Raw genomic sequence first — 10,000 nt, 5'->3', positions numbered from 1 at the left:
GGCGGCGGCCTTGGCGTCCGGCGCGAAGGTGTCGCCGACCTCCATGATCATGAACATACGGTCGTGCGCCTGCCAGATTTCCATGGACTGGATATCGGCCTCGCGGATGCTGCGGATGATGGGGCCCGGCACCTGACCGGGGGCGTGCCAGGCCTTGTAACGCGCGATCAGGTCGGCATCGTCGTGCAGGTCGAGGGCAAAGCAGAAACGGCGGAGCATGGGGTATTCCTCTGAGTTTTGGTGTGTTTAGCGTGTTGTGGTGGATTCGTCACTGGCGGTGAGGCGTCGCGCCCCTTAAAGGTGGTATTTTCCGAAGCCGTGAACGAATCTGATGTCCTGGTACGCCCGCCGCGAAAACTGGTCCGCCAAAGCCGATGACGCCCGCGATGCCGGGGATATCGACTATGCCCGCATCATCCATTCCGCCTCCTTCCGTCGCCTTCAGGGCAAGACGCAGATCCTCAATCTGGGGGACAGCGACTTTTACCGCACGCGCCTGACCCATTCGCTGGAGGTGGCGCAGATTTGCGGCAGCCTCAACAAGCAGCTCAAGACCCACCATTCTGAGCATCCTGCGGCCGCCTACCTGCCCGACCGGGCGCTGATTCAGGCGATCGGCTGTACCCACGACCTCGGTCATCCACCCTTCGGCCACGGCGGCGAAGTGGCGTTGCACTATTGTATGCGCGAGCACGGCGGCTTTGAGGGCAATGGCCAGACCCTGCGCATCCTGTCGCGGCTTGAGACCTTCTCCAAAAGCGCCGGGGCCAATCTGACGCGACGGACGCTGCTGGGCGTGCTGAAATACCCGGTCGCTCTGTCGAAGGCGGCCCACCCGGTGCGCAAGCCCGCTTTGATGAAGGGGCCGACCACGATCGACATTATCGACTGCCGCGCCTCAAAGCCGCCCAAGGGCTATCTCGACAGCGAGGCGGATGTGGTGGGCTGGGTGCTGGAGTTGCTGTCCGACGACGACCGGGCGCGGTTTCAGGCGCTGGACATCAAACCCGACAGCCACAACGCCACGCGGCACAAATCGCTCGATTGCAGCCTGATGGATGTGGCGGACGACATTGCCTATGGCGTGCACGACCTCGAAGACGCCATTGCGCTCACTCTGGTCAGCGAAAGCGCCTTTCGTCGCGCTGTGCCCGAAAGTGCCTGCACCTCGTTTCTCGATGCGCTCAAAGCCCGCTATCCGCACGAAAGCGGCAACAATGTCTATGAAGGCATGGTCAGCGCCCTGTTCGGCGGTTCGGGGTCGCGCAAGCACTATGTCAACCGGCTGGTCGGGCACTTCATCACCCACGCGCGTTTTGCCGAAGACGACGCCTTTGCCGAACCGCTGCTGCGCTATCGCGTCGAACTGCCCGACGGGCCGGCGCGGTTTCTCAAGGCGCTTAAGGGGTTTGTGTTTGACGAGGTGATCCGTTCCCCCAGCGTACAGCATCTGGAGTTCAAGGGGCAGGCCATGGTGGTGGCGGTGTTTGAGGCCCTGCAATCGGACCCCAAACGCCTGTTGCCGCGCGATCAGTACACCCGCTACGCCGCCGCCTCGGACGATCCGCGCGTCATCTGCGATTACGTGTCGGGCATGACCGATAACTATCTGCTGCGCACCTATGAGCGTTTGTTTGCGCCGCGCATGGGCTCAGTGTTCGATAAGTTGTAAGCCACCCCAATCAGGGCTTGAGGTCGTAAGGCGTGGTGATGGTCAGGGTGCCCCTGACGCCCGCGGGTGCCGTCAAACCTTTGCGCGTCACGGGTTGCCCGCCGCCCAGCCACAGCTCGACCTTACCCGGCTTGACCGAGCGCGAGCCATCGGCATTGACGGTGCTGAGCGCCTGCGGGTCGAGGGTGAAGCTGACCGTTTTCGTCTCGCCCGCCTTTAGGTGGATGCGCTCAAAGCGCGCCAGCGCCCGGATGGGGGCCAGCTTCTGTCCCGGATAGCTGACATAGAGCTGCACCACCTCATCGCTGTCGCGCGTGCCGCTGTTGGTCACATCGGCCGAGACGGTGACCTGACCGTCACCGGCCACCTGACGCGCCGAGAGGGTCAGGGGGGCGTAGCGGAAGGTGGTGTAGGACAGGCCGTAGCCGAACGGATAGAGGGCCTCCCCTTTGAAGTAGCGATAGGTGCGCCCCTTCATGCTGTAGTCGTTGAAGGCCGGAAGCTGATCGGCGGAACGATAAAAGGTGACGGGCAGACGACCGGCGGGGCTATAGTCCCCGGCGATCAGGCGCGCCACGGCGGCCCCGCCCTGCCCGCCCGGATACCAGGCTTCGACAATGGCAGGGACGTTCTGATCGGCCCAGTTGATACTGAGCGCGCTGCCGTTGATCAGGACCAGAACCACCGGCTTGCCTGCGGCACTTACCTGCTCCAGCACCTTTTGCTGGACCGGTGGCAGGTTGAGGCTGGTGCGGTCGCCGCCCGAAAAGCCTTCGGTTTCGACGCGCATCTCTTCGCCTTCGACGCGCTGCGACAGGCCCGCCACAAAGACCACCAGATCGGCCTGTTTGGCTGCCGCCACAGCGTCCTGCGCGCCCTTATCCGACGGCAGGCTCCACACCAGCGTCTCCTCGCCCTTCGGCTGGCGCTGGAAGGATTCGACGCGGATGCGGTTGCGCGACCCGGCCTCAAGGCGCACGCTTCCGGTAGCGATGGAGGGGCGCCAGTCCACACGCCAGGCATCGACGATCATCCTGTCATTGACCCAGATGCGATAGCCGCCGTGCGCGTCATACCGGAAGCGGTATTCGCCCGTCTCCGGTGCCGTCAGATAGCCGTCATAGCGCACGGCCCCGCTGCGGTTTTCACCGGCCCACACCTGACGCATCCCGCCTTCACTGCCCGTCGTCTGCGGCGCGCCGCTCATGTCGGAATCCGCGAAATGACTGACCGTCACGCCGCCTTGGGTGCAGGCCGCGTCGCGACAGAAGGCGCTGTCGGGTACGGCCGTCATCACCGGGTCGATCAGGCCCGACCCCTGCGCATAGGTAACCGTCGCCTTGGGGAAGCGGGCGCGGATACCGGACAGCACCGTGACCGGGTGCGAGGGATCGCCATTATAGTTCCCCACCAGCGAATCGAGCGTGTCGGCATTGGGCCCGATGACGGCGATATGGCGCGGCTCACCCTTCAGCGGCAGCAGGTTGTTCTCGTTCTTGAGCAGGACCATGGCCGACTCGGCGACCTTTTGCGAGAAATCGCGATTGGCCTGTGTGTCGTAATCCTCCGCCGTGATCTTCGGGAAGACTTTTGCGGGCGGATCGAACTGCCCCAGCTTGAAGCGCGCGGTAAACAGGCGGATCAGCGCCATATCGAGCGTCTTTTCCGGCAGCAGGCCCTGACGCACGGCGCGCGTCAGGTGGTCGGCCTCATTGGCATTACCGCAGATGAGGTCCGTGCCCATCAGATAGGCCGCCGTTACCCCTTCTTCGGGGGTGGGGCGATAGGCGTGCGAGGTCTTGTAATAGATGTCGCCTACCGCGTCACAGTCAGAGACGACAAAGCCTTTGAAGCCCCAGTCCTTGCGCAGATATTTGACCAGCAGGTCTTCGTTGGCGCAGGCGGGCTGACCATTGATGGCGTTATAGGCACACATGATCGACCCGGCCTGACCTTCGGTGATGGTGGCCTTAAAGGCAGGCAGGTAGGTATCGAAAAGGTCATAGGGCGACGGATTAAAATTGTCGCGGTGGCGGCCAGCTTCCGGTCCCGAATGGACGGCATAGTGTTTGGGCGTCGCCACGGTGCGGTAATAGACCGGATCATCGCCCTGAAGCCCCTTGACGAAGGCGACGCCCATACGCGCGGTCAGATAGGGGTCTTCGCCATAGGTTTCCTGCCCCCGGCCCCAGCGCGGGTCGCGGAAGATGTTGATATTGGGCGACCACACGGTCAGGCCGCCGAACCAGTCCGAACCGCCGAACCGGTGGCGTTCCTTAAGGTATTTGGCGCGAAACTCGACGCTGATCGTGTCGGCGACGCGATGGATCAGTGGCTCATCCCAGGTGGCGGCCAAACCCACAGCCTGCGGGAAGACGGTGGCGTAACCGGCAGCCGCCACCCCATGCAGGCCTTCGTTCCACCAGTTGTATTCACGCACATTGAGGCGCGGAATGGCCGGGGCGTCGTTGATCAGCTGCGCCGTCTTTTCTTCCAGCGTCATGCGCGACACAAGGTCGGCGGCCCGCGCCTCAGCCGGCTTGGACGTATCCTGATAGCCGGGCGCATCGAGCGGGTTTTGCGCGAGGGCCGGTTGCAGGGCACCGAGGGACATCAGGGCCGCCAGCACAGCGGCGGTGAGGTAGCGGTTGGGGTGGCGGTACGCCGTCATGGTCGTCTCCTTACGCCGATCGTCTTCGAGGTGGGCCGGAAAGGTCAGGGGTGCAGGGTCAGCACGGTGACCGAGGCGGGTGACAGGCGGACCATCACCTTACCATCCGTCATCTTCGCCGTGACCGCTTTGGGGGCCACCGTCGCCGGAGCCGCGAAGGTGTTGTAGGCATCGAACGTCGCCGCCGACAGGGTCTCACCGGTCGCGGTCTTCACCTTGACATTCAGGCTGGCCACGTCGATATCCACCGGCGTTTTGGGGTCGAGATTGGTCAGGGAGAGATAGATCTTGCCGTCCGTCCCGCGCGCCGCCAGCGCATCGACGCGCGGCAGGCGGATGTCACCAAAGCTGTAGGTCCCGGCGTTCAGCGTCACCGGAATAAAGGTGGCGTCCTGAAACGGCACGTACATGCGGAAGACGTGATAGGTGGGTGTCAGCAGCATCTTGTCCTTGTCCGTCAGGATCATGGCCTGAAGGACATTGACCATCTGGGCGATATTGGCCATGCGCACGCGGTCGGCGTGGCGGGCAAAGATGTTGAGGTTGAGCGCCGACAGCACGGCATCGCGCTGCGTGTTCTGCTGCATCAGGAAGCCGGGATCGGTGCCGGGCGTCGCCACGTACCACGCCCCCCATTCATCGACGACCAGCGACACCTTCTTTTCCGGGTCGTACTTATCCATGATGGCGGAATGGGTTTTGATGAGTTCATCCATCTTCAGCGTGTCCTGAAGGATGACCGCATATTCCTTTTCGCCGAAGCCGGTAGATTTCTGCGTCAGAGGGAAGCCGCCGCCGGTCGTGTAGTAGTGCAGCGACAGGCCTTCGATATCCCAGGCCCAGCTGCGGCCCTTATAGGATTTCATCACCGCTTCGGTATAGGCGGTATCGCCGCCATTCGGACCGACGGCGATACGCTGCATCGGCTGAGCCTTGTTATAGTTGCGCACAAAGCGCGCATACATCTTCATCTGGCTGACGTAGAAGTCTGGCGTCATGGCCCCGCCGCAGTCCCAGCTTTCGTTGCCCAGCCCGACAAACGGCACCTTATAGGGTTCCGGGTGGCCATTTTTGGCGCGTTCGGCCCCGATGCCGTTTTCGGCGCTTGACGTCATATATTCCAGCCACTCGGCCGCTTCGCCCACCGTGCCGGAGCCGACATTGACCGAGATATAGGCTTCGGCCCCCACCTGCGAGGCGAAGTCCATAAACTCATCGGTGCCGAAGGTGTTGGGCTCGATCACGCCGCCCCAGTTGGCGTTCATCATGGCCTTGCGCTCCGGACCGATGCCACGCCGCCAGTGGTATTCGTCGGCAAAACAGCCACCGGGCCAGCGCACGACCGGCACCTTGATGGCTTTCAGCGCCGCGACCACATCGTTACGGATACCGCGCGTATTGGGGATGGCTGAGTCTTTCCCGACCCACACGCCTTCATAAATGCCGCTGCCGAGGTGTTCGGCAAACTGACCAAAGATGCGACGGTCGATCTTGGCGCCCGGCTTGGTGGCGTCCACCGTCACAGAGACGCGCTCCTGCGCCGCGGCCGGCAGAGTCAGGGCAAGAAGGGACAATACGCCTGTGAGGACGAGCGGTTTCATTATATCTCCCTGTATCTATTGAGGTCAGGCGGAGTGTGCCGCCCCTGATCCCTTGGCTTTTACGCAGCCATTATGATACCGCTAACACGAAACAACGCAAAGGCCAAGTCATATGTCCGACTTATACCAAGGGTCATTGAATTGACCCTTGGTATGCTTTTCGAGACTGTCTCATGTCTCCGACACATATGAGACAGTCTCGTGTCTTCAACGGCCGGAAGCGGTCAGCCTCTTCGGCCGTCGCTATTATTGCATCGCCTGCCTGTTTTTGCCGCTGCACTTGTCCATTTCCAGCAAAGCCACGTCTGAACGATTGACGCAATTTGTCTGATATATTAGCCTGTGTGCAACGGGCGGCGAAACGGCAACAGCGGTTTTCGTACAAAAAGCCTGCAAAGATCAGGGACTGACGCACATACGAAGGCTCGCGCCAACCTCGCGACCTTGCGGCTTTTCCTGCGTCTCCCGTTAGCGAGTTCCGGCAACCCTGCCATTTCATTCTTACGACTGCCGCCGCCCGATCGGTGAGCCGGTCATCCTGACTTTGCGTTCGAAAGGTTTTCCATGACGCCTGCATTTCATCGCCTGGCCAGACACGCCGCCCCCATGGCGCTGGCTCTGAGCCTCGCCCTGACCGCCGCCGCGCACGCCGAGACTGTGGCCGACCCTTTGGCCGCAACGGGGAAGTGGAGCGCCTATAGCGAAGGCCGCGCCGCAACCCCGCCGATGGGCTGGAGTTCGTGGAACGCCTTTGGCACCGACCTGACCGAGGCGCGGGTGCTCGATTCCGCCCGCATCATCGTCGAGAGCGGGCTGGCGGCCAAAGGCTACCGCTACATCAATATCGACGACGGCTGGTGGCTCAAGCGGCGTCAGTCGGACGGTCGTATGCAGATACGCACCAAACTCTTCCCATCGGCGGCTGTTGGTGGCCCGGAGGAGACGAGCTTTCGCCCCTTCACCGACCGTATCCATCAGATGGGGCTAAAGGCCGGCATCTATTCCGATCTGGGGCGCAATGCCTGCTCGCAGGCCTTTGGCGGCCCCAACACCCCCAACCTGCCCGAAGGCACGGTACAGGAGCGCGAAGTCGGGCTCTATGGCCATATCGAACAGGACATACCTCTCTATTTCAAAGAATGGGGCTTCGACTTCATCAAGGTCGATGGCTGCGGCGTGCGCGCCTTTGGCGCCGACTCCGAGCGGGTCAAGGCTGGCACCTATCGCGAACTGCCGCCGCTGATTGATTTTCAATCGATCAGCCGCACCAATATTCCAGCCGTCAAAGCGCTGTATAAGCAAATTGGCAACAGCCTGAAGGCCAGCAATCCGGACGGCGATTATGTCTTTTCGCTGTGCGCCTGGGGCTCCGCCGATGTGCGCGCCTGGGGCAAGGATGTTGGCAACCTGTCGCGCACCAGCGACGACCTGACCCCCTCGTGGTCGCGGATGCTGAGCAATTTCGACTCGGCGGCCACCCGCGCCCTCTATGCCCATCCGGGAAGCTGGAACGACCCGGACATGCTGTTTATCGGGCATGGCGAATTCGACGCGCAGCACCTTGTGCAGGCCCGTTCGCACTTCGCCCTGTGGGCCATGATCAATGCGCCGCTGTTGATCGGCTACGACCTGAAACAGGCTACCCCGGAGCTGATGCAGATTTTTGGTAATGAGGCCCTCATCGCGCTCAATCAGGACGCCGGCGGCCATCAGGCCGTCCTCGCCTACGACAGCGACGATATACAGATCCTGATCAAGACCGTCGGCGCGGACCCGACGCGCAAGGCTGTGGCCCTGTTCAACCGCACGGCGGAGGGCAAGGACGTCATCCTGACCGCCGAGCATCTGAAATATCTGGCCAATCAACCGGTCGCCCTGCGCGATCTGTGGACGCAGGCCGATCAGACGCCTTTCACCGGCGAGGTCAAATTCCACCTCGAACCGCACCAGACCCTGATCTTTATGGCCAGCGGCACACCCGTGCTGAGCAACGGCCAATACCTTTCCGACCTGCCGGGCCGCGTTAATCCGGCCGTCGATGGCGTCGTGGTGCCTCAGGCCGATCCCTTCATCTATCGCATGAAGAATCCGTGGAGCGGCACGCGCGGGCGCGGCGACATCCCCGCCTATACCGGCTGGGGCGGCGCGCAGGCCGATGCCTCTCCCTATGGCCGCCCGCTTCAGATCGCTGGCAAGCCCTTCCGCAGCGGTATCGGCATCTTGGCCAATTCACGGCTGGAGGTACGGGTGCAGCCAACCGAACGCCGCTTTGAAGCGAAGGTCGGGGTGGACGATTCCACGCTCAATACCACAGAGGCCGTGACCTTCGCCGTCTATGGTGACGGTAAGCTGCTCGCCAGGTCCCAACCCCTGCGCTTCGGGCAGGCCCCGCAGGCGCTTGCCGCCGATCTCAAAGGTGTGCGTCTGGTCGAACTGGTGGCCACCAGCACCGGCAAAAACGCCCATCCCGTGGCGGTTACCTGGGGCGACGCGGCCCTGCTGAAATAGGGCATCCATCTATCAAAAGCGCACAGGCCGGGAGCAATCGCCTCCGGCCTTTTTTTGTGATACCGCTATCAAATATTCTGTGTCATTCTCATCATGTGGAGGCAAGCGCGTCCTGTCTTCAACAAAAACAAAAAGATACCGGGAGTGAACATGAATATCTCTGCACAGCTCAGCAGGCGCAGCCTGCTGATGGGGGTGGCCGGTGCATCGGCACTGGCCAGTTGTGGCGGCGGAGGGGGCGGCGGCGTCTCTTCCCCCGTATCGTCCGGCTCCACCGCCTCCAGTTCCAGCACAGCCTCCGCCAGCGGCCCGACCCTGCCTGACCCGGCCACGGCGCCCGCGCTCAAGACGCACTTCAACGGCAAGTTTCTGGTCGGCATGACGGCGGAACCGAGCGAGATCAACAGCGCAATTTCGCAGCCTGTGCTCAAAGCGCACGTCAATTCGATGACCGCCGAAAACTGCATGAAGCCGCACGCCATCGGCACCAGCGCCGGGGTCTATAACTACACCCTCGCCGATCAGGTCATCGCCTTTGCCAGCGCCAACAATATCGCCGTGCGCGGCCACACCCTGCTGTGGCATCAATCGGCCCCGGACTGGTTCTTTGTGGGAGACAGCACCAGCGCCACCTATAGGGCGACGGTGCAGGCGCGGCTTGAGCGCTATATCACCGACGTGGTGACCTATTTCAAAGGTAAGGTCTATGCGTGGGACGTGGTCAATGAACCGACCAGCGACTCGGCCGGCAGTCCCTATCGCAACAGCCGCTGGTATCAGGTGCTGGGGGCCGACTATATCGAAATCGCCTTGCGCGCCGCCCGCGCCGCCGATCCGACGGTCAAGCTGTTTATCAACGACTACAGCACAGAAAACGCGGACAAGCTGGCACGCCTGATGAGCCTTGTGGACACGCTGCTGACGCGCGGTGTGCCGCTCGATGGCATCGGTCATCAACTGCACATCACCACGACCTGGCCGCCTGTGGCCAATGTCCGCGCCGCGTTTCAGACCGTGGAAACCCGCGGCCTGATCAACCACGTCACCGAACTGGATGTGTCCTTGTATGGCTCAGACCCCGGCAGTTGCTTCGGCACACCCGCCACGGGTTGCGCCCCGTCCCTGACCGAAGGCACGGCGGCCTATTGGGACAGCATCCGCGCGCAGGCGCTGCAATACCGGGCCATGTTCGATCTGTTTGCCAGCCAGCCGAGCGTCAAGTCCGTCACCACCTGGGGCGTGGCCGACAATCATACCTGGCTGAGTTCGTTCCCGGTGAACCGCCTGAACCACCCGCTGCTGTTCGACACGACGGGTAAACCGAAATCGGCCTTCTGGGCCGTAGTCAACCCTACCTTTGTTCCATAGCCCGCCGGAAGGTGGCTTTTTTGCGTGGTGTCATCCAAGCGTAAGACGCACAAAAGCCCGCCATTTTGTGGCGGGCTTTTGGTGAGTCTGGGTGCGGGAGCCAGATTTGAACTGACGACCTTCAGGTTATGAGCCTGACGAGCTACCGGGCTGCTCCATCCCGCGACACGTTTAACCAGA

General features: G+C 62.3%; 6 protein-coding genes and 1 tRNA gene. 3 read left to right on the top strand and 4 right to left on the bottom strand.

The window, feature by feature from the left end; translation table 11 throughout:
- Positions 1 to 219, bottom strand: a 219-nt coding sequence (locus LDL37_RS15020; protein ID WP_290799627.1) for an L-rhamnose mutarotase, incomplete at its 3' end; no start/stop codon positions are given.
- 112 nt (positions 220 to 331) lie between these two features.
- On the opposite strand from LDL37_RS15020, the gene LDL37_RS15015 reads away from it, so the two are divergent.
- Positions 332 to 1,672: an anti-phage deoxyguanosine triphosphatase gene (locus tag LDL37_RS15015; protein ID WP_290799626.1), complete on the top strand. Its 1,341-nt coding sequence runs from the start codon at positions 332 to 334 to the stop codon at positions 1,670 to 1,672.
- A 10-nt stretch (positions 1,673 to 1,682) separates the two neighbouring features.
- Here the strand turns inward: LDL37_RS15015 and LDL37_RS15010 are convergent, their stop codons facing one another.
- Both LDL37_RS15010 and LDL37_RS15005 read right to left on the bottom strand, forming a co-directional pair.
- A complete protein-coding gene (locus tag LDL37_RS15010; RefSeq protein WP_290799625.1) occupies positions 1,683 to 4,343 on the bottom strand; it encodes a glycoside hydrolase family 3 protein in 2,661 nt (886 codons plus the stop codon).
- Between the two features lie 44 nt (positions 4,344 to 4,387).
- On the bottom strand, positions 4,388 to 5,944 hold the full coding sequence (locus LDL37_RS15005) for an alpha-L-arabinofuranosidase C-terminal domain-containing protein (protein WP_290799624.1): 1,557 nt from the start codon (positions 5,942 to 5,944) through the stop codon (positions 4,388 to 4,390).
- A 564-nt stretch (positions 5,945 to 6,508) separates the two neighbouring features.
- Between LDL37_RS15005 and LDL37_RS15000 the strand changes: the two genes are divergently transcribed.
- Together LDL37_RS15000 and LDL37_RS14995 are read left to right on the top strand one after the other, a co-directional pair.
- Complete coding sequence (locus LDL37_RS15000; protein WP_290799623.1) at positions 6,509 to 8,452, top strand: NPCBM/NEW2 domain-containing protein; 1,944 nt, start codon at positions 6,509 to 6,511, stop codon at positions 8,450 to 8,452.
- A 150-nt stretch (positions 8,453 to 8,602) separates the two neighbouring features.
- Positions 8,603 to 9,820 carry an endo-1,4-beta-xylanase gene (locus LDL37_RS14995; RefSeq protein WP_290799622.1) on the top strand — a complete coding sequence of 406 codons (1,218 nt, stop codon included), beginning with the start codon at positions 8,603 to 8,605 and terminating at the stop codon, positions 9,818 to 9,820.
- An 88-nt stretch (positions 9,821 to 9,908) separates the two neighbouring features.
- Here the strand turns inward: LDL37_RS14995 and LDL37_RS14990 are convergent.
- Positions 9,909 to 9,985 (bottom strand) — tRNA-Met (locus LDL37_RS14990).
- Positions 9,986 to 10,000 lie beyond the last annotated feature (15 nt).

Source organism: Asticcacaulis sp. (genome assembly GCF_020217185.1).
Lineage (GTDB): Bacteria > Pseudomonadota > Alphaproteobacteria > Caulobacterales > Caulobacteraceae > Asticcacaulis.
The sequence above is the reverse complement of the archived record's forward strand: the minus strand, read 5'-3'. Positions and strand labels throughout refer to the sequence as shown.

Excerpts from the sequence above, each read along its gene's own strand:
- LDL37_RS15015 (WP_290799626.1), top strand. The coding sequence starts at position 332 with ATGTCCTGGTACGCCCGCCGCGAAAACTGGTCCGCCAAAGCCGATGAC.
- LDL37_RS15010 (WP_290799625.1), bottom strand. The coding sequence starts at position 4,343 with ATGACGGCGTACCGCCACCCCAACCGCTACCTCACCGCCGCTGTGCTG.
- LDL37_RS15005 (WP_290799624.1), bottom strand. The coding sequence starts at position 5,944 with ATGAAACCGCTCGTCCTCACAGGCGTATTGTCCCTTCTTGCCCTGACT.
- LDL37_RS15000 (WP_290799623.1), top strand. The coding sequence starts at position 6,509 with ATGACGCCTGCATTTCATCGCCTGGCCAGACACGCCGCCCCCATGGCG.
- LDL37_RS14995 (WP_290799622.1), top strand. The coding sequence starts at position 8,603 with ATGAATATCTCTGCACAGCTCAGCAGGCGCAGCCTGCTGATGGGGGTG.